The sequence below is a fragment of the Streptomyces sp. NPDC050315 genome (assembly GCF_040655775.1).
Lineage (GTDB): Bacteria > Actinomycetota > Actinomycetes > Streptomycetales > Streptomycetaceae > Streptomyces.
The window spans coordinates 241669-263356 of record NZ_JBFAKN010000001.1 but is presented as its reverse complement, the minus strand read 5'-3'; the positions used below and the strand labels follow the sequence as shown (position 1 = coordinate 263356).

The following is a 21688-nucleotide window of genomic DNA, read 5'->3' as shown; positions in this document are numbered from 1 at the left end:
CATGCGCCGCCGCACCCTCCTCACCGGCTCCCTCGCCGCCGTGGCCGCCGCCGGTGTGGCCACCGCCACCCGCTCGGTGGCGGGCACCGGGCCCGTCATCACGGTGGGCTCCAAACAATTCACCGAATCCTGGGTGATGGGCGAGCTGTACGCCCAGGTGCTCACCGCGCGCGGCTTCCAGGTCGTCCTCAAATCCAACATCGGCAGCGCCGACATCATCGACCGGGCGATCCGCGCCCGCCAGATCGACCTGTATCCCGAATACACGGGCGTCATCCTGCAGACCTTCGCGCAGCCGAAACACATGCCGACGACCGCCGCCGGCACCTTCCGCGCGGCCAAGGAGTACGAGGAGGGCCGCGGCCTCACCCTCCTGCGCGCCACACCGTTCCAGAACCGCAACGCCGTCGCCGTACGGACGGCGGACGCCCGCAAGCACGGCCTCAAGACGGTCGGCGACCTGAAGCGGCTGGGGAAGATCTCGTACGCCGAGTACCCGGACAACATCACCGGCCCGCTCGGCTTCGACGCCATCGTCAAGGCCTACGGACTGCGCGAGATGAAGGTGCGGCCGCTCAACATCGGCCTGCAGTACCCGGCGCTGAAGAACGGCGACGTGGACGCCGCCGACGTCTTCACCACCGACCCGCAGCTGCGCCGCTACGACTTCACGATCCTCGACGACGACCAGCACATCTTCGGCTTCCAGAACGTCGCACCGGTCGTCCGCCGCCCGCTCGTCGAGGAGCACGGCAGCCGGCTGACAGACCCGCTCGACGAGGTCGACGCGCTGCTCACCGAGGAAGCCATGCAGGCGCTCAACGAAGCCGCCGCGATCCTGCGCCTGAGCCCGGCGAAGGTCGCCGACCGCTTCCTGCGCGCCAACGGCCTCAAATAGCAAAGGGGATCCCTGGATGAACAGCGCCGCCGATATCATCTTCGATGAGGCGACCAAGACCTACCCCGGCTCCGGCCGGCCCGCGCTCGACGCGCTCTCCCTCACCGTCCCGGCGGGCGAGATCTGCGTCCTGCTCGGCTCCTCCGGCTGCGGCAAAACCACCGCGCTCACCCTCGTCAACCGGCTCACCGAGCTGACCGGCGGCGACATCCGCATCGACGGCAGAAGCATCCACGAGCAGGACGTCATCGCACTGCGCCGCGGCATCGGCTACGTCATCCAGCAGGCGGGCCTCTTCCCGCACCTCACCATCGCCCAGAACGTGGCGACCGTCCCGCAGGTGCTCGGCTGGTCCAAGCCACGCATCGAGGACCGGGTACGCGAGCTGCTGGAGCTCGTCGGGCTGCCGCACGGTGAGTACGGCGACCGCTATCCGGCACAGCTCTCCGGCGGCCAGCAGCAGCGGGTCGGTATTGCGCGGGCGCTGGCAGCGGACCCGCCGATCATGCTGATGGACGAGCCGTTCGGCGCCCTGGACCCGGTCACTCGTGAACACATGCAGGACGAGTTCCTGCGCCTGCACGCACAGGTACGCAAGACCACACTGTTCGTCAGCCATGACATCGACGAGGCAGTACGCATGGGCGACCGCATCGCCGTCCTCGCCGAGGGCGGCAGGCTGCTCCAGTACGACACCCCCGAGCGCATCCTGCACGCGCCCGCCGACGACTACGTGGCCCGCTTCGTCGGCACCGACCGCGGCCTGAAGGCACTCACCCTGCGCCGGCTGTCGGACCTGACACTGGAGCCGTACGGGGGCGCCGCGGACGGCACGGCCCTGCGCGCCGACGACTCGCTGCGTACTGCCCTCTCCGCGCTGCTCGCGGCGGGCGCCGACCGACTCCCGGTCACCGACGACGACGGGCACACGGTCGGCGCTGTCACCGTGGACCTCATCCGGGAGGCCGCGTGATCGCCATGGTGCAGGCCGCGGGCCCGGTGATCCCGGACTTCGGCACGGTCAGCCCCTGCGTCCGCGACAACGGGCTCTTCTGCGCGGACTGGTTCGCGGCGAACTGGTCGAGCGTCTTCTGGCCGGCCCTCGCCCAGCACGTCCGGCTCACCGTCATCGCGGTCGGCATCGGCTTCGCCCTGGCCTTCACGCTGGCGCTGCTCGCCCACTTCCGGCGGTGGCTGGTGCGCCCGCTCGGCGGCCTGGCCTCGTTCCTGTACACGATCCCGCCGCTCGCCCTCTTCACCCTCCTCGTCCCGGTCACCGGCCTCTCCGTACTGACCGCCGAAATAGCACTCGTCGCATACACCCTCATGGTGCTGTTCAAATCCACGCTGGCCGGACTGGCCGAGGTACCGGAGCACGTCCGCAGGGCGGGCCTCGGCATGGGGCTCACCCGACGCGAGATCCTCGTACGCATCGAACTGCCGCTCGCGCTGCCCGCGATCGTCAGTGGCCTGCGGGTCGCGACCGTCACGACGATCAGCGTGGTCGAGATCGCCGCATTCATCATCGACCAGGGGCTGGGCTCGCCGATCATCCAGGGCCTGCAGTCGCCGTTCAACACCCAGTTCATCGGCGCCGGCCTGCTCGCCGTCGCGCTGGCCCTCGCCGCCGACGGGCTGATCGTACTGGCCGGGCGGCTGCTCACCCCGTGGGCGACGACGCGGAGGACCGTCTGATGCACACCTTCCTCGACTGCTTCGCCTTCATGGCGAGCCACTTCGGACTGCTGCTGGACCGCACGATCGACCACCTGCTTCTCTCGGCGGCCGCCGTCGTGCTCGCTCTCGTCCTCGCCCTGCCACTGGGCGTGTGGCTCGGCCACCGCGGCCGCGGCTCGTTCCTCACCGTCAGCGTCTCCAACATCGGCCGCGCGCTGCCCTCCCTCGCCCTCATCGCCATCTTCCTGGGCCTCCTCGGCATCGGCTTCGTCAACGTCATGACGGCCCTCGTCGTCATGGCAGTGCCGCCCGCGCTGACGCACGCATACCTCTCCGTGGAGCAGATCGACCGCGACGTCGTACGCGCAGCCCGCGGCATGGGCCTCACCGAGCGCCAGATCCTCACCCGCATCGAGCTGCCGCTCGCCCTCCCCGTCCTCTTCACCGGCATCCGCATCGCCGCCGTGTACGTGATCTCCAGCGCGACCCTCGCCGCGGTCGCGGGCGGCGGCGGCCTCGGCGACATCATCCTCAACCAGGTCTCCTACGGCCTCTCCGGCGTCATCGCCGCGGCCCTCTGGGTAGCGGCCCTCGCCCTCGCCGCTGACGCACTGTTCGGCCTGGTGGGCAGGCGGCTGGCCCGCGGCCGCTGAACGCAGCCCCACCGCTCAGTTGAATGCTGCAACCAAGTGAATTATGGTTGCACGCACCAACTAGTCCTGGGGCGGCAAGAGGAAGGCCGAGAAGGCCATGAGGACGACAACAGCATCTGCGGAGACGCGGTCCGGCGGATCCCAACACGGGGGACAGGGCGCGTCGCACCGCCAGATCATGAAGGCGCTCTCCGGGCTCATGCTCGGAATGTTCGTCGCGGTGCTGTCCTCCACCATCGTCTCCTCGGCACTGCCGACCATCCTTGCCGACATCGGCGGCGGACAGAGCGCGTACACCTGGGTCGTCACGGCGGCGCTGCTGTCGGTCACGGCGACCACCCCGCTGTGGGGCAAGATGTCGGACCTGGTGAGCAAGAAGCTCCTGGTCCAGTTCGCGTTGGTGCTCTACATCGTCGCTTCGATCGTCGCCGGCTTCGCGCAGAACGCCGGGATGCTGATCGCCTGCCGCGTGGTGCAGGGCATCGGCGCGGGCGGCCTCTCCGCACTCTCGCAAGTGATCATGGCGGCCATGGTGTCGCCCCGGGAGCGCGGCCGGTACAGCGGCTATCTCGGCGCGACGTATGCCGTCGGTACCGTGTCCGGCCCGCTCATCGGCGGCGTCATCACCGACACCAGCTGGCTCGGCTGGCGCTGGTGCTTCTACGCCGTCGTGCCCTTCGCCGTGATCGCAATGATCGTGCTCCAGAAGACCATCCATCTGCCGGTGGTCAAGCGCGAGGTGAAGGCCGACTGGCTGGGCGCGTTCTTCGTCACCGCCGCGGTCTGCCTGCTGATGGTGTGGGTCACGCTGGCCGGCGACGCGTACGACTGGCTGTCCTGGCAGACGTACACGATGGTTCCCGGAGCCGCCGTACTCGGCCTGATCTTCCTGCTGGTCGAGACGAAGGCCCGCGAACCGATCATCCCCCTGCGGCTGTTCCGCAACGCGACCATCACGCTCACCTCCCTCGCCAGCATCTTCGTCGGCGTCGCCATGTTCGCCGGCACCGTCTTCCTCAGCCAGTACTTCCAGCTCTCCCGCGGCCAGACCCCGACCATGTCCGGCGTCTCGACCATCCCGATGGTGGCGGGGCTGCTGGTCGCCTCGATGGGCTCGGGCCGGATCATCACCCGCACCGGGCGCTGGAAGATATTCCTCGTCGGCGGCGGACTCTTCCTGACCGGCGGCGCGGCCACGCTGGGCCTGATGCGGTACGAGACCCCGTACTGGCAGGTCGTCGTCTACATGACCGTGCTCGGCATCGGCATCGGCCTGATGCAGCAGAACCTCGTACTCGCCGTACAGAACCAGGTCGCCCCGCATGACCTGGGCGCGGCCAGCTCCCTTGTCACGTTCTTCCGCACCCTCGGCGGCGCCATCGGCGTCTCCGCACTCGGCGCCGCGCTCTCCACACGGATCAGCCAGTACATGAAGGACGGATTCACCTCACTCGGCCTCCCGATGCCGCACGCACACGGCGGCGGCAACATCCCCGACCTGCAGCAGCTCCCTCCCACCATCCGCGGCATCATCGAAACCAGCTACGGCCACGGCATCGCCGACGTCTTCCGCTACGCCGCCCCGTTCGCCTTCCTGGCCTTCCTGCTCGCGCTCTGCATCAGGGAGGTGCCACTGAAGACGACGAACTCCCTGCAGGAGGCCGCGGGCACGGAGGCCCGGCAACGCGACGAGTGAGCCCTTGAAGGGACACGGGCTCTCAGTCTTCGGTCGCTCCGTCCCTCCTCGTCAGGCAGAAGGGATGCCCGGCCGGGTCGGCGAGGACCCGCCATCTGTCGCCGCCCGGTTGGTACTCCGGCTTGGCCGCGCCCAGCTCCAGCAGTAGGGCCTCTGCCTCGTCGAGGTCATCGACCGCGAAGTCGAGATGTATTTGCTGCGGTACGGCCTGGTCGGGCCAGCGCGGAGCCCGGTAACCATCGACCCGCTGGAAACCGATGAGGAGCCCGTCCCCACCGCGTAGCCCGGCGAAATCGCCGTGGGATTTTTCGTGCAGTTCGAGTCCGGTGGCCTGTTGGTAGAACGCGGCCAGCGCCAAGGGGTCGGGGCAGTCGAGTGTGATCGCCGTGAGCTTCATGTGCGCACTTTAGGGGGCGCTGTCGGCGGTGTTCGAGGTGGTGACGCGGACGTGGTCGACGACGAGTTGTTGCGGGAAGGACGTCGAGCCGTCGGGGTCGCCGGGCCAGTAGCCGCCGACGGCCAGGTTGAGGATGAGGAAGAAGGGCTTGTTGAACACCCAGGTCTTGCCACCGAGATCGGCGGGCGTGCGGCGCTGGTAGACGGTGCCGTCCACGGACCAGGTGATGGAGTCCGGCGCCCAGTCGATGGCGAAGGTGTGGAAGTCGTCGGCGAAGGCCTGCCCGTTGGGGAGGGAGTACGCCGCGCCGATGCCGCCGCTGCCCGAGTAACCGGGGCCGTGGAGCGTGCCGTGCACCGTGCTCGGCTCGAAGCCGACGTTCTCCATGATGTCGATCTCGCCGCTGTTCGGCCAGCCGACCTGGCCGATGTCATCGCCGAGCATCCAGAACGCCGGCCACATCCCCTGGCCGCGCGGCACCTTCATGCGCGCCTCGACGTGACCGTAGGTCGAGGTGAAGCGGCCCGCGGTGTTCAGCAGCGCCGAGGTGTACTCACAACGGCCGTACCAGCACTGGTAATTGGCCGGGTTCTCGCGGCGTGCGGTGATGACCAGCTGGCCCTGGCCGTTCAGGGCGGCGTTGGCGTTGCCCGCCGTGTAGTACTGCCGCTCGTGGTTGTTGACGTTGTCACCGGTCTCGGTCTGCCACTTGCCACCGTCGACCGCCGACCCGGCGGGGCCGTCGAAGGTGTCCTCGAAGGTGACGGCACGTATGGGGGTGGTGGGTGCGTCCGGCGGTGGCGCCGCGGCGGCGGAGCCGGGGGCCCAGCTCAACGCGGCGGTGAGTGCCGCGGTGGCCAGAGCGACGCCACGGAGGGCGCGCCGGCGCTCCCTTGAGGACACGTTGCAGGACATGCGAAGGGACATGTGACTACCCGCCTCGATTGGTCCGGACCTACTGCCTCCGCGAAGTGAAGCGCCGCTGACGCGTCCCTGTCAATACATGCGTGAGAGCGCTCTCTTACACCGGAGAGCAGGCCGAGCGGCGCATGATGTGACCGACGACCACCACACCACCAACGGAGGCGGAAGCATGGCAACGCACATCGGACGGTTTCTCGCCCTTCTCACGGGCGCGCTGTTGTTGGCCGGGTGTGGGGAGTCCGTCGCGTCCGGGAGCGACGAGGTGAGCCTCAGCGTCAGCGGTGGCATTGCGGGGGTTCAGCGCGGCATCGAGGTGAGCACCGACGGGTCGGTGCTCCTCACGGACCACAAGGGCAGCCACGCGGCCCGTGACCTGTCGCGAGCCGAGCGCGAGAAGCTCGGCTCCCTGCTGGACGCCGTTGACTTCGGGGAGCTGCCTTCCCGCAGCATCTCTGAGGGCTCCCGCGACCGCTTCGAGTACCGGCTGGCGCACGACGGCCACACCCTGGTCACCGACCGCAGCACCGGCCTGGGACCGGCCGATGACCTCATCGACCATCTGGAGGACTGCATGGATGCGCGCCGGCAGCGTGCCGCACAAGGAACCCCGACGAGTTCTTGATCCGGACGGGTGTTGTACTCATGGCATGGCATCCGGGATCCATCCGGGCCGTACTGTCCGTCACTGTCCGTCCCGACGCAACGTCAGGAGAACCCGAGCCCATGGCTGCCGAGTACGCCGACATCAAGCACAGCTCCGTCGAAGTCAACGGAGTGACACTGCATATCGCCGAGCAGGGCGAGGGGCCCCTCGTCGTCCTGCTGCACGGCTTTCCGGAGAGCTGGTACTCCTGGCGGCACCAGTTCGCGCCGCTGGCCGCGGCCGGGTACCGGGTCGTGGCGCCCGACCAGCGCGGCTACGCCCGCAGTGAGCAGCCCGCCGATGCCGACGCGTACAGCCTGCTGCACCTCACCGGTGATGTGATCGGCCTGATCCACGCGCTCGGCGAGGAGCAGGCCGTGGTCGTCGGCCACGACTGGGGCGCGCCGGTCGCCTGGACGACGGCCATGCTCCGCCCGGACGTCGTACGGGCCGTCGCTGGGCTCAGTGTCCCGCCGGTACTGCCCGCCGGCATGGCCCCGCCGTCGGTCACCCGACAGCAGTACGGCGACCGCTACTACCAGGTCTACTTCCAGGAACCGGGCGCCGCCGACGCCGAGTTGGCGCAGGACCTCGCCTCGACCTTCCGCCGTATGCTGTTCAACGGTTCGGGCGACAACCCGGCCAACGCCCGGCCGCGTCCCTGGATCGTGCCCGAAGGCGCCCCGCTGCTCGGCGTCGGACCGGACCCGGAGCTGCCCGCCTGGCTCACCCCCGGCGACATCGACGCCTTCGCCGACGACTACGCCCGCCACGGCGACCGGGCGTTCACCGGCCCCCTCAACTGGTACCGCAACATCGAACGCAACAACGCACTCCTGGCCGCCTTCCGCGGCCGCGGCATCGATGTCCCGGCGCTGTACGTCGTCGGCGACCGCGACATGGTCACCTCGCTGCACGGCATCGACCGGATCATCGACTCTCTCGACACCATCGCACCGAAATTGCACCGCAGTGTGACGCTCCCCGGCTGTGGCCACTGGACCCAGCAGGAACGCCCCGAAGAGGTCAACGCGGCACTGCTGGACTTCCTCGGCCACCTTCCCAAGGCGGGCGTCTGACGCCGGCAAAGTCGCCGACCTGAACGCGGTACTACAGCGCCGCCGGGACCATTGCCTCGATCAGGTGTGGTCCCGGTTCCGCCAGGGCTCGGCGGAGTTGGGCGGCGAGCTCCTCGCAGGTGGTGGCGCGGGAGGCCGGGACGCCCATGCCTTCGGCGAGTTGGACGAAGTCCAGTGCGGGGGAGGAGAGGTCGAGGAGTGTTTTCGCGGCGGGGCCCGACAGGTCGGCGCCGACGCGTTGCATCTCCAGGCGGAGTACGGCGTAGGCGTTGTTATTGAGGATCACCGTGGTGACGTCGAGGTTCTCGCGGGCCTGCGTCCACAGCGCCGAAATGGTGTACATCGCGCTGCCGTCGGCCTCCACGCTGAGTACCGGGCGGTCCGGTGCCGCGATGGCTGCTCCGGTGGCGACCGGCAGGCCCTGACCGATCGCACCGCCGGTCAGGGTCAGTACGTCGTGCCGGGGCGCGCCGGCCGTGGCCTGCGGCAGGGACGCTCCCGAGGTGTTCGCCTCGTCGGCGATGATCGCGCCGTCCGGGAGCAACGCGCCGACGACATCCGACCAGTTCTTCCTGGTGAGGGGGCCGCTCGGCAGGGCCGGCCGGGCGGCTTCCGTCAGCGTCGGCGCGGTGTCGGCGGCCACCTGCTCGGCCAGCGCCTCCAACGCGGCAACCGCGTCCTCGCCCTGACCAGCGAGGGTGTGTACGCGGGCCCCCTCGGGCACCAGGTCGCTCGGCCGGTCCGGGTAGGCGAAGAACGACACGGGGGAGCCGGTTCCGGCGACGATCAGATGGGTGACGCCGTCCAGTTGCTTGGCGGCCTGCTCGGCGAAGTAACCGAGCCGCTCGATGGCGGGCAGGCCCGCGCCCCGCTCCAGCCGCGCGGGAAAGGTCTCCACGAACGCCCGCGCGCCGGTGGCGTTCGCGATCCGGCTCGTCGCGCGGAGCCCGGCCGCCCGGCACGCCCGGCCGCCGATCAGCAGCGCGACGGGTTCTCCGCTGCGCAGCACATCGGCGATGGCCGCCACCGCCTGGGCGTCGGGTGCCGCCGGGGTACGTACGGGCAGTGGTGCGGCCACCTCGCTGCCCTCGCCCCACGAGGCGTCCGCGGGCAGGATGAGCGTCGCGACCTGGCCCGGTGGTTCCATCGACGCCGCCACCGCGGCCGCCGCGTCGGCTCCGACGTCGGCGCTCCGGTCGCACCGCCGCACCCAGCCGCTCACCGACCCGGCCACCGGCTCGATGTCCGATTCCAGCGGCGCGTCGTACTTCTTGTGGTACGTCGCGTGGTCACCCACCACGTTCACGATCGGGGTGTGGGCGCGGCGGGCGTTGTGGAGATTGGCCAGGCCGTTGCCCAGGCCGGGGCCCAAATGCAACAGGGTGGCCGCCGGCTTGTCGGCGATCCGCGCGTAGCCGTCGGCGGCTCCGGTGACCACACCCTCGAACAGGCCGAGCACGCCGCGCATCTCGGGCACGGCGTCGAGTGCGGCGACGAAGTGCATTTCCGAGGTACCGGGGTTGGCGAAACACACGTCCACACCGGCCCGGACGAGAGTGCGGATCAGCGACTGCGCGCCGTTCATGGGGGCCTCTCTCTTCCGTGTACAGGCGGACTCGGCCTCGGATACTAAGCGGTCGTTAACTTCGTGTCGAGGGGTCTCGCTCATTGCTCCGCGGCAGCAGGTAACTACTCGACTCATCGTGTCCGGGACGTGGACAGGCCCTGAGTCGCCGATTACCTTAGCGAGCGTTCGTGTGGTTTTTCTTCAGACCGTCCCCACCGGTGCCGCGGACTGCCCGCCGACGAGGCGTACCCCTCCTTACCTCTCCCCGAAGGAGACACCCGTGCCGACAACCGAAGTGCCCGGTACCCGCGCCGCCCCGGCCCCGTCCGCCGGGGAATCCCGGGCCAAGGCCTGGGGTTTCACCGGCCTGCTGATGCTGCTGTACATCGTGAACTGGGCCGACAAGGCCGTGTTCGGCCTGGTGGCCCAGCCGCTCGCCGAGGAACTGCACCTGAACTCCTCACAGATCGGCCTGATCGGCAGCTCGTTCTTCCTGACCTTCACCGTCGGCAACCTCGTCGCGGGCCTGCTCAACCGCTGGACGGCCCTGAAGTGGTCGCTCGCGCTCCTCGCGGTCGGCTGGTCGTTCGCCATGCTCCCGCTGGTCGTCTCCGCGACCTTCACCGTCCTGCTGCTGAGCCGGATGCTGCTCGGCTTCCTGGAAGGGCCGTCGAGCCCCATCATCCATACGGCGCTCTACTCCTGGCATCCGCGGGAGAAGCGCGGCCTCCCCTCGGCGTGCATCACCGCGTGCGCCTCGATCGCCAAGATCGCGGTCGCCCCCGCACTGGCGGTCGTGGTCGCCGCCTACGGGTGGCGCACCGCCTTCGTGGTCCTCGCGGTCGCCGGTCTGGTCTGGCTGGTGATCTGGCTCCCGACCTGGACGCCCGGCCCGTACGGTGAGGACAAGGCCGCAAAGGCGACCGGGGCCGCCGACGAGCCCGCTGTCCCGTGGGCCAAGGTGTTCCTCTCGCCCACGTTCCTCGGGGCCGCGCTCGCGACGATGTCGATGTACGCCCTGGTGACCGTGGTGCTGACCTGGCTGCCGTCGTACTTCGAAATGGGCCTGGGCTACAGCCGCGTGCAGGCCGGCACCATGTTCGGCTTCCCGAGCATTGCGTCGATCGTGGTCATGTTCGGGCTCTCCTGGATCGGCGACCGGCTGATCGGGCGCGGTGCCACCTCGCGCGTCCTGCGGGGCATCGTCCCCTCGGTGGCCCTGCTCGTGTGCGGCGCCACGATGGCGCTGCTGCCGAGCATCGGCACACCGGCCGCCGCGGTGGCCGTCGTCTCGATCGGCTACGCCTTCGGCGCCAGCATCTTTCCGCTGTTCAACGCCGGCCTGGCGGAGATCGTGCCGCCCCGGCAACTCGCCAGTACCCTCGGCATCTTCATGGCCCTGATGTCCCTCGGCGGCGTCTACGGCCCGTACCTCACCGGCTGGATAGTCGACCAGGCGGCCGACCCCGCCGTCGGCTACGGACGGGCCTTCCAGATCTTCGGGGTCATGGTGCTCGTGGGCGGGCTCGCGGCGCTCCTCGGCGTCAACCCCGAACGGGACGCGGCCCGACTGCGCGGCACGAACCGCATCCCGGCCCCGTAGCCGCCGAAGGGCCTCAGCTGAACGACCGGGAGCTGAACCGATCGGAAGGGATCCCATGTACCCAGGTGCCCATGCCGAGAGAGACCCGCGCCGCGCCGCCGTCATCATGGCCGCGACGGGGGACCGGCTGACCTACGCTGAGCTGGACGAACGCTCCATCCGCCTGGCCCATGTGCTGCGCGCGGCGGGCCTGCGCCGGGGCGATGTGGTCGCCCTGCTCACCGACAACTCGATCCACGCGTACGAGGTGTACTGGGCGGCGGTCCGCTCCGGTCTGTACATCACCCTCGTCAACAACCACCTCAGCGCGCCCGAAGTCGCCTACATCGTGAATGACTCCGCGGCCTCCGCACTGGTGGTGTCGCACGCGCTGGCCGGTCTGGCGGCGGAGCTGCGGGACGAGACGCCCGGGGTACGGGTCCGGCTGGTCTATGGCGGCCTCGTGGAGGGGTACGAGGACTACGGGGCCGCGCTGGCCGCGGCGTCGCCCCGGCCGCCCGCCGACCAGCCCCGGGGCGCCGATCTGCTGTACTCCTCGGGCACCACCGGCCGCCCCAAGGGCATCCGTCCCGAACTCCCGGACCGCCAGGTGGCGGAGCCCGGCGACACGCTCGTCGAGGTCCTGCAGGCGGTGTACGGCTTCGACCGGGACTCGGTCTACCTGTCCCCGGCGCCGGTGTACCACGCGGCCCCGCTCCGGTACGGCGCCTCGGTGCACGCGCTCGGCGGCACCGTCGTGATGATGGAGCGCTTCGACGCCGAGGGCGCGCTCCGGGCGATCGAGCGGTACGGCGTGACGCACAGCCAGTGGGTACCGACCATGTTCCTCCGGATGCTGCGGCTGCCGGAGAAGGCCCGCACCGCTTACGACCTGTCCGGTCACCGGGTGGCGGTGCACGCCGCCGCGCCGTGCCCGCCGGACGTCAAGCGCGCGATGATCGACTGGTGGGGGCCGATCCTGTACGAGTACTACGCCTCGACCGAGGGCGTCGGCATGACGCTCATCAAGTCGGACGAGTGGCTGGCAAAACCGGGCTCGGTGGGCCGGGCGCTGCTGGGGGAGGTGCGCGTCTGTGACGACGAGGGGCGGGTGGTGCCCGCGGGCTGCACTGGAACCATCTACTTCGCGCGCGAGGAGCGGCAGTTCGAGTACCTCGGCGACCCGGAGAAGACCAGGGAGGCACACCACCCGGACCATCCGAACTGGGCCACCACGGGCGACATCGGCCATGTCGACGAGGACGGCTATCTCTTCCTCACCGACCGCAAGGCATTCATGATCATCTCGGGTGGGGTGAACATCTACCCGCAGGAGGTGGAGGCCACGCTCGCGTTGCATCCCGACATCGCGGACGTCGCGGTGATCGGTGTGCCGGACGAGGAGATGGGGGAGGCGGTCAAGGCGGTCGTCCAGCCGTCGCCGGACGCCCGTCCCGGTCCGGAACTGGAGCGCCGGCTGATCGACTACGTACGCTCCCGCATCGCGCACTACAAGGCGCCGCGCAGTGTCGACTTCGTCGACGAGCTGCCGCGCACCCCGACCGGCAAGCTCGTCAAGGGCAAGCTCAAGGCACGGTACGCGGCGGCCCCGCCGGCGTGAGTCCCCGGTGCCCGCTCAGGCCTCGCGCCGTGCCAGCAGTTCGACCGGGATGTCCATGACCCGGGTCCGGATGTACTCGCCCACGGCCTTGCCCACCTGGTCGGCGCGGAGGTTGCTGGAGCCGCCGGTGCCGAGCAGGCCGCGCAGTACGAAGTGGACCGCGTGCAGCTGCGGGAACTCATGGCGGACGATGTCCAGGTCCTTCGCCTCGGGGACCATCCGCCGCAGCTCATCGGTGCTCAGCGCGCACCGCAGCCACGGCCACGCCGCCGGATCGGCCGCCCAGATGCCGACATTGCTGTTGCCGCCCTTGTCGCCGCTGCGGGCATGGGCGACCCGGCCCAGCGGGGCACGCTCGGTAGCGCCGGTCCACGCGTATGGGTCGGGCTCCGCGTGCACCGGCCGGCCCTCCGGCAACTGAGTGACGGCGGGCGGCGCGACGGCGATGCGGCGCCCGTCCGCCAGTACCACCTCGTGCTCGACGGCCGCCATGGGCAGCAGCCCGGGCCAGTACTCGATGCGCGGCTGCGGCCCGGTGACCCGCTGCGCACCGGTGTCGTAGTAGAAGCCGGGAACGCTGCACAGGAACAGACCGCCGATCCGCCCGGCGAAATTCGCGTACTCCAGCGGCTCCCGCTCCCGGGCGGTGGCCATGATGCGTACCGGTACGGTCGCCTCCCACTGGCTCTGCGGATCGGCCGCCACGGTGCCGATGATGCTGACGTCCAGCTCGTCCACCCCGGGCCCGGCCACCTGGTCCCGGATCTGGGAGCGCAGCAGCTCGTACTTCTCCTCGATGTCCAGCCCGGTCAGATACACCGTCAGCACGATCTGGTGGCCGATGGGGGCGAAGAGCGCGACCTTGGTGGTGGGCGGCGGCGGTGAACCGGTCGTACCGGTGACCCGCACCCGGTCGGGGCCCGCCTGGCTCAGCCGGACGGTGTCGAGGTGGACGGTCACATCGGGGTTGAGGTAGCGCGGGCCCTGGATCTCGTACACCAACTGGGCGGTGACGGTGTCGACGGTGACCGCGCCGAGATCGCGCCCGTGCTTGGTGATCACACTGCTGCCGTCGGCCGCCACCTCGGCGATCGGGAAGCCCGGCCGGTGCGCGCCGGGGATCCCGGTGAAGCCGGAGAAATTGCCGCCCACGGCGTGTGGCCCGCACTCGATGATGTGTCCCGCGACCACGGCCCCGGCCAGCCGGTCCCAGTCCTCGGTGCCCCACTCGTGCCACCAGGCCGCAGGGCCGGCCGTCAGCGAGGCGTCGGTGACCCGGCCGCAGACCACGATGTCGGCGCCCTCCCGCAGCGCCGTGGCGATGCCCCAGCCGCCGAGGTACGCATGGGCGCTGATCGGCTCGGCGCCCCAGGACGACAGCGGCTCGCCGGTGTCCAGATTCTCCAACAGCTGTCCGGAGGCCCGGAGTTCGGCCAGCCGGGGCTGGAGGTTGTCGCCCTCGACATGGGCCACTTGGAGCGTCACCCCCGCCTCCGCGATCGCCTCGCGCAGCGCGTTCGCCAGTGCCTCCGGGTTGAACGCGCCGGCGTTGGTCACGACCTTCAGGCCGCGCTCGGCGAGGGCGGCGAGGTGCGGGCGGATCTGGCGGAGGAAGTAGGTGATGTAGCCCTTGGACGAGTCCTTCGTGTACAAGGGCGACATCGAGGCCAGTGTGATCTCGGCGAGGTAGTCGCCCATCAGCACATCCACCGGGTCACCGGCCATGACCTCGTCGAACGCGCTGTAACGGTCGCCGTAGTAGCCGGAGAAGTTCGCGATGCGGACCGGCCGTCGGTTCGTCTCCTGCACTTGCTCGCCTCCCTCTCGTTTGCCCATGAATCCTGCGAATGAACGATCGTTCAGTTACGAGAATGGTGCGTGCGGCGGAGGGTGGCAAGCCCCGCGGCGGGGAGACGTCGGCCGGTGCGTCGGCGCGTACACTGACCGACGTTCGTTCAGGCGTGAGGAGGGCACCGTGCGAGGTGCAGGCCAGCAGGCCATTCTGGAGGCCGCGCGGCACGAATTCGCCGAGCGCGGGTACGCCGCCGCGTCCATCCGGGACATCGCCCGGCGGGCCGGCGTGAGCCTGTCGGCGATGTACCACTACTACACCGGCAAGCAGGAGCTGCTGCACGCGCTGGTGAACGACAGCGGCCGGACGTACTTCGAATCCTGCCGCAAGGAGCTGGAAGCGGCCGGCGACGACCCGGGGGAGCGGCTGGCCGCCCTGGTGCGGGCCACCGTGCGGTACCGCGCGGAGTACCGGCTGGAGAGCAGCCTGACGCTCACCGAGTGGCGCAGCATGTCCCAGGGGCAGCTGGAGGACTTCCAGCGCCGCCAGTTCGACGGCTCCCGGATGTTCCAGCAGATCGTCGAGGACGGGGTGGAGCAAGGGGTCTTCCGCACCCCGCATCCCGAGGACGCACGGCGCGGGGTGATCGCGATGTGCAATGCCATCGCCCAGTGGTACCGCGAGGGCGGCGAGCTGAGCGTGGACGAACTGGCCGAACGCTACGTGGAGTTGGCGCTCGTGCTCGTGGAGTACCGCCCGGCGGGGCGACGCCCGCGCCACCCCGCCTGACGGGCTCTCAGCAGCCGGGACTCACGACATCTCCTCGGGGCGGACCGGCCACGCCGGTACGACATCGAGGTGGTCGGCGATGCGCGCGGGGAACTTCGGCGGCCGCTTCTCCAGGAACGAGGTGACGCCCTCGGCCGCGTCCGGGCCCTGCCCGAGCCGGTTCATCGCCCGCGAGTCCAGTCGGTGCGCCTCCCACGGCGTCGACGCGCCGAGCATCGACCACAGCAGCTGCCGGGACAGCGCGACCGACACGGCGGAGGTGTTCTCCGCGATCTCGGCGGCGATCCCGTACGCGGTCGGCAGCAGCTCGGCATCCGGTACGACCCGCGAGACGAGCCGGCCGGCCAGCGCCTCCGACGCGTCGAAGACCCGCCCGGTGGCCACCCACTCCATCGCCTGCGAGATCCCGACGATCCGGGGCAGGAACCAGCTGGAAGCGGCCTCCGGCACGATCCCGCGGCGGGCGAAGACGAACCCGAAGCGGGCCGAGTCCGCGGCGATCCGGATGTCCGCCGGGAGCGTCATCGTGGCGCCGACGCCGACCGCGGGCCCGTTGAAGGCCACGATCACCGGCTTGAGCGAGGCCGCGATCCGCAGCGACACACAGCCGCCGCCATCGCGGGGCGCCTCGCCGACGGTGCCGAAGTCCGCGCGCTCGGCGGCCCGTTGGGGGTCCCGGTGGTCGAAGGTAGCGGCCCCGCCCTGCAGATCGGCGCCCGCGCAGAAGCCCCGCCCGGCGCCGGTGAGCACCACGGCCCGTACGGTGTCGTCGGCGTCGGTCGCGTCCAGTGCGGCGATCAGCTCGGCGGCCATCGTGGTGGTGAACGCGTTGAGCCGCTCCGGGCGGTTCAGGGTGATCGTGGCGATGCCGTCGGCGACCGAGTAGGCGATCTGCTCGTAGTCGGTCCGGATGTGGTCGATCTCGGTGCGGTCGGTCATGTGACGGCCCACTCTCCCGTGAATTCCGGTTCCCGTTTCTCGTTGAAGGCGGCGATGGCCGCGGGCGCGTCCGCGGTCGCGAAGTTGACCGTCTGGGCGCGTGCCTCGCTCGCCAGCGCGTCCCGCAGCGTCCGGTCGGCCCCCTCATTGAGCAGCGCCTTGTTCTGCGCCAGCGCCACCGGCGGCCCGGCGGCCAGCCGCTCGCCGAGCTCGGCCACGAACTTGTCCAGCTCGTCCGGCTCGACCAGCCAGGTCACCAGCCCCAGCCGGTGCGCCTCGTCCGCGTCGATCATCTCGGCCAGCAGCGCCAGCCGCTTCGCCTGTTGCAGCCCCACCAGCTTGGGCAGCAGCCAGGAGCCGCCGAAGTCCAGCGACAGACCACGGCGCGCGAAGATCTGCGAGAACCGGGACCGCGCGGTGGCGACCACGAAGTCGCAGCCCAGGGCGAGATTCCAGCCCGCGCCGACCGCCACGCCGTCGACCTTGGCCACCGTCGGTACGGGCAGCTCGTGCAGCCGCAGCGCGATCTCGTTGATCCGGTGCATCCGGGACAGCGGATGCGCTTCGGCGCGCCGGCCGGAGAGATCGGCCCCGGCGCAGAACGCCCCGCCGGCCCCGGCCAGCACGACGGCCCGCACCTCCGGATCGTTGCCCGCCGAGGCCAGCGCCTCGCCCAGCGCGTTCCACAGCTCGTCGTCAATGGCGTTCTTGCGGCGCGGACGGTTCAGGGTCAGCGTCAGGACGCCACCTGCGCGGTCGGTCAGCAGTACGGGCTCGTCGTCGCTCATCGCGTCATGCCCTTCAGTCGCTCCAGGTCGGCCAGGCGGCGCGCCGGATCCGGCGATACCGGGTTGACCTTGAGGGTGGTGACACCGGCGGCCCGATACGCCGCGATCCGTTCGGCGATGTACGAGGCGGGGCCGATCAGCGAGATGTCCCGCAGCAGATCGGCGGGGACCGCCGCCGCGGCCTCCTCCTTGCGGCCGGCCAGATAGAGATCCTGGATCTTGATCGCCTCGGCCTCATAGCCGTAACGGCGCGCGAGGTTGTTGTAGAAGTTGCGGCCGCGCGCGCCCATACCACCGATGTACAGGGCGAGTTGGGGCCGGGCCAGGTCGATCAGTTCGTCGACGTCCTCGCCGATGGCCAGCGGCGCCTGCGCCACGATGTCCAGCGGTCCGAGCGCCGGATCGCGCTTCGCCGAGCCCTCGGCCAGCGCCGGTCCCCAAACCTCGCCCGCCTTCTCCGGGTGGAAGAAGATGGGCAGCCAGCCCTCGGCGATCTCGGCGGTCAGCGCCACGTTCTTCGGTCCGATCGCGGCGAGAATGACCGGGACCCGGTCCCGCACCGGATGATTGATGAGCTTGAGCGGCTTGCCCAGCCCCGTGCCCTGCTCGGCCGGTAGTGGGATCTGGTAGTGCCGGCCTTCGTGGACGACCTTCTCGCGGCGCCACACCTGCCGGCAGATGTCGACGATCTCCCGGGTACGCGCCAGCGGAGCGTCGTACGGCACACCGTGGAACCCCTCGATCACCTGCGGCCCCGACGCGCCGATTCCGAGCGTGAACCGGCCGTCGGAGACATAGTCCAGCCCGGCCGCCGTCATCGCGGTCAGGCTGGGCGTCCGGGTGTAGATCTGCAGGATGCCGGAGGCGATCTCCAGCCGCTCGGTGCGCGCGGCGATGAAGCCGAGCTGGCTGATCGCGTCGTAGGAGTACGCCTCCGGGACGAAGACGATGTCCAGCCCGGCCTTCTCGTAGTCGCCGAGCACCTCGACGGTCTCCTTGAAACCGCCGCTGTAGCTCAGCATCATGCCGATTCTCATGCCTGCCTCCGGGAGTCCTGGGCCGCCGCAGCTGCCGCTTCCGCGTGCCGGGCGCGCAGCTCGTTCTTGAGGATCTTGCCTGCCGCGGAAACGGGGAGGGCCCGGACGAAGTGCAGTTCGCGCACCCGTTGGTACGGGGCGACCCGCTCGGCCACGTACGCCATCAGCTCCTCGGCGGTGGCCCGGGCGCCGTCGCGCAGCACCACATAGGCGGCGGGGATCTCGCCCGCTTCCGGGTGCGGGGCACCGATCACCGACGCGGCGGCGACCGCGGGATGACCGGCGAGGATGTCCTCCAGATGCAAGGGGTACACGTTGTAACCCTTGTAGATCAGCATGTCCTTCGCCCGACCGGAAAGAAAGAGGTGACCCCGGTCGTCCAGGCGGCCGATATCGCCGGTGCGCAGCCAGCCGCCGTACCGGAACTGATCGGCCGTCAGGTCGACTCGGCCGTGGTAACCGTCGGTGATCTGCGGCCCGCGTGCCCATACCTCACCGGTCTCGCCGACCGGCAGCGCACGCTCCAGGTCGGTCAGATCGCGGATCGACAGCTCGGTGTCCGGCAGGGGCAGACCGACGGAGCCGGGCGGGATGCCCGCACCGCTGTCCAGCGGGTGGATCGCCAGTGCCACCGTTGCCTCGGTGAGGCCGTACCCCTCGGTGATGCGGGCGTTGGGAAAGAGCTCGCCCAGCCGCCGCCAGGTCTCCGGATCGATGGGCGCCGCACCGGAGTTGACCACCGATACGGACTCCAGCCGCCGCCCGGCCGCCGCCGGTGCGGCCAGCAGTGCCCGGTACATCGTGGGGGAGCCGTTGAGCAGTGTGACCTGGTGCTCGTCCACATCGGCGAGGAAGCGTTCGGGGTCGAAGCGGGAGGAGAGGACGGTGGTGGTGCCGACCAAGGTGTTGGCGACCATGCTGGCCAGCCCCAGCGCGTGGAAGAGCGGTGCCACCGCGAGCGTGACCCCGGTGCCGGGCGACCGGTGCCAGGGCGTGGCCCGTTCCTTGTCCTGCTCGGCGCCGAGCACCCCGTCGACAAGCATCGTACGGGCGGCCGCGCGGACCCAGCTGACCTGCGTGACATTGGCAACCAGATTGCGGTGCAACACCCGCACCGCCTTGGAACGACCCGTCGTTCCGCCTGTGTAGGAGAGATGCGCCAGGTCCTCCGGGCGGCGCGGCACGCGTTCCGTGGTTCCGTACCGCAGCAGGGCCTCTGCAGGCACCACCACGGTCCGTCCCGACGGTGCCTGAGCGAGTGCCTCAGGACCGGGGACGATGACCGCGCGGGCCCCGGAGTCCTCGATCTGGGTGGCGAGCGCGGCGGCGGGCTGCGCGGGGTTGGCGGGGCTGACCACCGCACCGGCGTACAGCGTGCCCCAGTAGGCGACCGGGAACCACAGGGTGTTGGGAAGCAGCAGCAGTACGGTGTCGCCGGGCCCGATGCCGTACTCGCGCAGCCCTCGGGCGAAGTGCATGGCCTGGTCGTGGAGTTGGGCAAAGGTGAGGGTCCGTTCGCCGTCGCGCACCGCGAGGCGGTGCGGATAGTGGTGCGCGGCCCCGGCGAGCACGGCACCGACGTCGACGGACGGGTAGTCCAGGGCGGTACGGGTCATGCGATGACTCCTCGCGCGGTCAGGCTGTCGAGCTGAGCGATCGTCAGGCCCGCGTCGGCCAGCACACTGCGGGTGTCCTCGCCCGCCTTGGGCGTGGCGCCGGGGGCGGTCGCGGGGGTGGCGGAGAAGCGAGGTGCGGGTGCGGGGCGCAGTGGGCCGTCCGTGTCCAGGAACGTGCCGCGGGCCGCGTTGTGCGGGTGTGCTGCGGCCTCGGTCAGGGAGAGGACGGGGGTGACACACGCCTGGGTACCGGCGAAGTGCGCGGCCCACTCGTCCCGGGTACGGGTCGCGAAGACGGAGGCGAACCGCTGCCGTACGAGGGGCCAGCTCTCCTGCCTGCCCTGCGTGCCGCACTCGGGGTCGTCGGCCAGGCCCAGTCCACGCACCAGGTCGGCGTAGAACTGCGGCTCGATCGCGCCGACCGCGACGTGGTTGCCGTCCGCGCAGCGGTAGGTGGTGTAGAAGGGCGCGCAGCCGCTGAAGACGTTGACGCCGCGTTCGTCCTGCCACATTCCGTGGGCGAGGAATCCATGGGTCATGGCGAGCAGCAGGGCGCTGCCGTCGGTCATGGCCGCGTCCACCACCTGGCCGCTGCCGGTGGCGCGGGCGTGCAGCAGCGCGCTGACCAGGCCGAGCGCCAGCAGCATCCCACCGCCGCCGAAGTCGCCGATCAGGTTGAGCGGGGGGACGGGATCGCCGCCGGCCGGGCCGATCGCGTGCAACACGCCGGTGAGCCCGATGTAGTTGATGTCGTGGCCGGGGGCCTGCGCGAGCGGACCGTCCTGGCCCCAGCCGGTCATCCGCCCGTACACCAGACGCGGGTTACGGGTCAGGCAGTCCTCCGGGCCCAGGCCCAGCCGCTCGGCGACGCCCGGCCGGAACCCCTCGATCAGGGCGTCGGCCGAGTCGGTCAGGCGTAGTACGGCCGCGGCGCCCTCGGGATCCTTGAGGTCGACGGCCACCGACCGCCGGCCGCGCAGCAGCACCGTGTCGGCGGCGCTGACGCGCGCGCCGGGCCGCTCGATCCGTATCACCTCGGCACCGAGGCCGGTGAGCACCATCCCCGCGAACGGGCCCGGGCCGATGCCGCCGAGTTCGATGATCCGGACCCCGGCGAGCGGCCCGCCGGACGGATGCTGTGCGTCATGTACGTCGTGTGGGTCCGGCGGATCGTGTGCTTCTCGTGCGCTGGACATCAGCGGCCGGTCCAGCGCGGGGCGCGCTTCTCGGCGAAGGCGCGCGGGCCCTCCTTGGCGTCCTCGGACACGAACACCGGCTCCACCAGGGCCTTCTGGCGCTCCTTGGCCTCGGCGGCGGGCCAGACGGTGGAGCCCACGACGACCTCCTTGCTGACCCGGACCGCGAGCGGGCCGTTGGCCGCGATGGCGGCGGCGAGGTCGCGGGCGCCGTCCAGCGCGCCGCCGGGCTCGGCGAGCCGGTTGACCAGGCCGTAGCCGTGGGCCCGGTGGGCATCGAGGAAGGCGCCGGTCAGGGCCAGTTCCATGGCGATCTGGTACGGCAGGCGCTGCGGCAGCCGCAGCAGTCCGCCGGCCGCCGCGACCAGACCGCGCTTGACCTCGGGAAGGCCGAACTGCGCGTTGTCGGCGGCCACGATCAGGTCGCAGGCGAGGGCCAGTTCACAGCCGCCGGCCAGCGCGTACCCCTCGACCGCCGCGATCAGCGGCTTACGGGGCGGCGCGTCGGTGAGGCCGGCGAAGCCGCGCCCCTCGATGCTGGGGCGCTCGCCCTTGAGGAACGCCTTGAGGTCCATGCCGGAGGAGAAGGTGCCGCCGGCGCCGGTGAGGATGCCGACGGCCAGGTCGTCGCGGGCGTCCAGCTCGTCGAGCGCGGCGGCGATGCCCTCGGCGACGCTGAGGTTGACGGCGTTGCGGGCCTCAGGACGGTTGATCGTGATGACGGCGATGCCGTCGGAGAATTCGGTGCGGACCGCATCGGTCATCGGTGGCTCCGTACGGGGTCGGCGGGTCGG

Annotated in this window: 19 protein-coding genes and 1 pseudogene; 10 read left to right on the top strand and 10 right to left on the bottom strand. The window is 70.6% G+C overall.

The features are described 5' to 3' along the window. The first annotated feature begins 1 nt into the window (after nucleotide 1). The 5 genes and pseudogenes from AB0I82_RS01235 to AB0I82_RS01215 form a co-directional block, all read left to right on the top strand. Entirely contained in the window at nucleotides 2-898 is an 897-nt protein-coding gene (locus tag AB0I82_RS01235) for a glycine betaine ABC transporter substrate-binding protein (RefSeq protein WP_363254929.1), read from the top strand. Nucleotides 899-914: 16 nt separating this feature from the next. Next, a complete protein-coding gene (locus AB0I82_RS01230) occupies nucleotides 915-1871 on the top strand; it encodes an ABC transporter ATP-binding protein (protein ID WP_363254928.1) in 957 nt (318 codons plus the stop codon). A gap of 5 nt (nucleotides 1872-1876) precedes the next feature. Next, nucleotides 1877-2593 (top strand): ABC transporter permease, encoded by a 717-nt coding sequence (locus AB0I82_RS01225; protein ID WP_363256031.1) that lies wholly within the window; start codon nucleotides 1877-1879, stop codon nucleotides 2591-2593. Further along, nucleotides 2566-3228 carry an ABC transporter permease subunit gene (locus tag AB0I82_RS01220; protein WP_363254927.1) on the top strand — a complete coding sequence of 221 codons (663 nt, stop codon included), beginning with the start codon at nucleotides 2566-2568 and terminating at the stop codon, nucleotides 3226-3228. The genes AB0I82_RS01225 and AB0I82_RS01220 overlap by 28 nt, the downstream gene beginning before the upstream one ends. A 97-nt stretch (nucleotides 3229-3325) precedes the next feature. After that, nucleotides 3326-4894 (top strand): annotated as a pseudogene (locus AB0I82_RS01215) (MDR family MFS transporter); the annotation flags it as partial. A gap of 52 nt (nucleotides 4895-4946) precedes the next feature. On the opposite strand, the gene AB0I82_RS01210 reads toward AB0I82_RS01215, so the two are convergent. Together AB0I82_RS01210 and AB0I82_RS01205 are read right to left on the bottom strand one after the other, a co-directional pair. Further along, nucleotides 4947-5321: a VOC family protein gene (locus AB0I82_RS01210; RefSeq protein WP_363254926.1), complete on the bottom strand. Its 375-nt coding sequence runs from the start codon at nucleotides 5319-5321 to the stop codon at nucleotides 4947-4949. Nucleotides 5322-5330: 9 nt separating this feature from the next. Then, on the bottom strand, nucleotides 5331-6248 hold the full coding sequence (locus AB0I82_RS01205; protein ID WP_363254925.1) for a glycoside hydrolase family 16 protein: 918 nt from the start codon (nucleotides 6246-6248) through the stop codon (nucleotides 5331-5333). A 166-nt stretch (nucleotides 6249-6414) separates the two neighbouring features. On the opposite strand from AB0I82_RS01205, the gene AB0I82_RS01200 reads away from it, so the two are divergent. Beyond that, a complete protein-coding gene (locus AB0I82_RS01200; protein WP_363254924.1) occupies nucleotides 6415-6867 on the top strand; it encodes a hypothetical protein in 453 nt (150 codons plus the stop codon). A 101-nt stretch (nucleotides 6868-6968) separates the two neighbouring features. After that, nucleotides 6969-7967, top strand: coding sequence for an alpha/beta hydrolase (locus tag AB0I82_RS01195; protein WP_363254923.1), 999 nt, complete (start codon nucleotides 6969-6971; stop codon nucleotides 7965-7967). Nucleotides 7968-7998: 31 nt separating this feature from the next. Here the strand turns inward: AB0I82_RS01195 and AB0I82_RS01190 are convergent, their stop codons facing one another. Further along, a complete protein-coding gene (locus AB0I82_RS01190; protein ID WP_363254922.1) occupies nucleotides 7999-9552 on the bottom strand; it encodes an acetolactate synthase large subunit in 1554 nt (517 codons plus the stop codon). Nucleotides 9553-9814: 262 nt separating this feature from the next. Here AB0I82_RS01190 and AB0I82_RS01185 point away from each other — a divergent pair, with 262 nt between their 5' ends. Continuing rightward, complete coding sequence (locus AB0I82_RS01185) at nucleotides 9815-11137, top strand: MFS transporter (RefSeq protein ID WP_363254921.1); 1323 nt, start codon at nucleotides 9815-9817, stop codon at nucleotides 11135-11137. Between the two features lie 55 nt (nucleotides 11138-11192). Beyond that, nucleotides 11193-12737 carry an acyl-CoA synthetase gene (locus AB0I82_RS01180; RefSeq protein ID WP_363254920.1) on the top strand — a complete coding sequence of 515 codons (1545 nt, stop codon included), beginning with the start codon at nucleotides 11193-11195 and terminating at the stop codon, nucleotides 12735-12737. A 15-nt stretch (nucleotides 12738-12752) separates the two neighbouring features. Here AB0I82_RS01180 and AB0I82_RS01175 read toward each other — a convergent pair whose 3' ends face one another. Beyond that, nucleotides 12753-14546: an acyclic terpene utilization AtuA family protein gene (locus tag AB0I82_RS01175; RefSeq protein WP_363254919.1), complete on the bottom strand. Its 1794-nt coding sequence runs from the start codon at nucleotides 14544-14546 to the stop codon at nucleotides 12753-12755. Between the two features lie 166 nt (nucleotides 14547-14712). Here AB0I82_RS01175 and AB0I82_RS01170 point away from each other — a divergent pair, with 166 nt between their 5' ends. Beyond that, complete coding sequence (locus AB0I82_RS01170) at nucleotides 14713-15318, top strand: TetR/AcrR family transcriptional regulator (RefSeq protein ID WP_363254918.1); 606 nt, start codon at nucleotides 14713-14715, stop codon at nucleotides 15316-15318. A gap of 21 nt (nucleotides 15319-15339) precedes the next feature. Here the strand turns inward: AB0I82_RS01170 and AB0I82_RS01165 are convergent, their stop codons facing one another. From AB0I82_RS01165 to AB0I82_RS01140, 6 genes are read right to left on the bottom strand one after another with little or no spacing between them, the layout of a single operon-like run. Further along, a complete protein-coding gene (locus tag AB0I82_RS01165) occupies nucleotides 15340-16257 on the bottom strand; it encodes a crotonase/enoyl-CoA hydratase family protein (protein WP_363254917.1) in 918 nt (305 codons plus the stop codon). Continuing rightward, complete coding sequence (locus tag AB0I82_RS01160) at nucleotides 16254-17045, bottom strand: enoyl-CoA hydratase-related protein (RefSeq protein WP_363254916.1); 792 nt, start codon at nucleotides 17043-17045, stop codon at nucleotides 16254-16256. The genes AB0I82_RS01165 and AB0I82_RS01160 overlap by 4 nt, the downstream gene beginning before the upstream one ends. After that, complete coding sequence (locus tag AB0I82_RS01155) at nucleotides 17042-18082, bottom strand: LLM class F420-dependent oxidoreductase (protein WP_363254915.1); 1041 nt, start codon at nucleotides 18080-18082, stop codon at nucleotides 17042-17044. The genes AB0I82_RS01160 and AB0I82_RS01155 overlap by 4 nt, the downstream gene beginning before the upstream one ends. Next, nucleotides 18079-19698 carry an AMP-binding protein gene (locus AB0I82_RS01150; protein WP_363254914.1) on the bottom strand — a complete coding sequence of 540 codons (1620 nt, stop codon included), beginning with the start codon at nucleotides 19696-19698 and terminating at the stop codon, nucleotides 18079-18081. The genes AB0I82_RS01155 and AB0I82_RS01150 overlap by 4 nt, the downstream gene beginning before the upstream one ends. Then, nucleotides 19695-20894, bottom strand: coding sequence for a CaiB/BaiF CoA-transferase family protein (locus AB0I82_RS01145; protein WP_363254913.1), 1200 nt, complete (start codon nucleotides 20892-20894; stop codon nucleotides 19695-19697). The genes AB0I82_RS01150 and AB0I82_RS01145 overlap by 4 nt, the downstream gene beginning before the upstream one ends. Then, nucleotides 20894-21658 carry a crotonase/enoyl-CoA hydratase family protein gene (locus AB0I82_RS01140; protein ID WP_363254912.1) on the bottom strand — a complete coding sequence of 255 codons (765 nt, stop codon included), beginning with the start codon at nucleotides 21656-21658 and terminating at the stop codon, nucleotides 20894-20896. Before AB0I82_RS01140 ends, AB0I82_RS01145 begins: the two co-directional genes overlap by 1 nt. Nucleotides 21659-21688 lie beyond the last annotated feature (30 nt).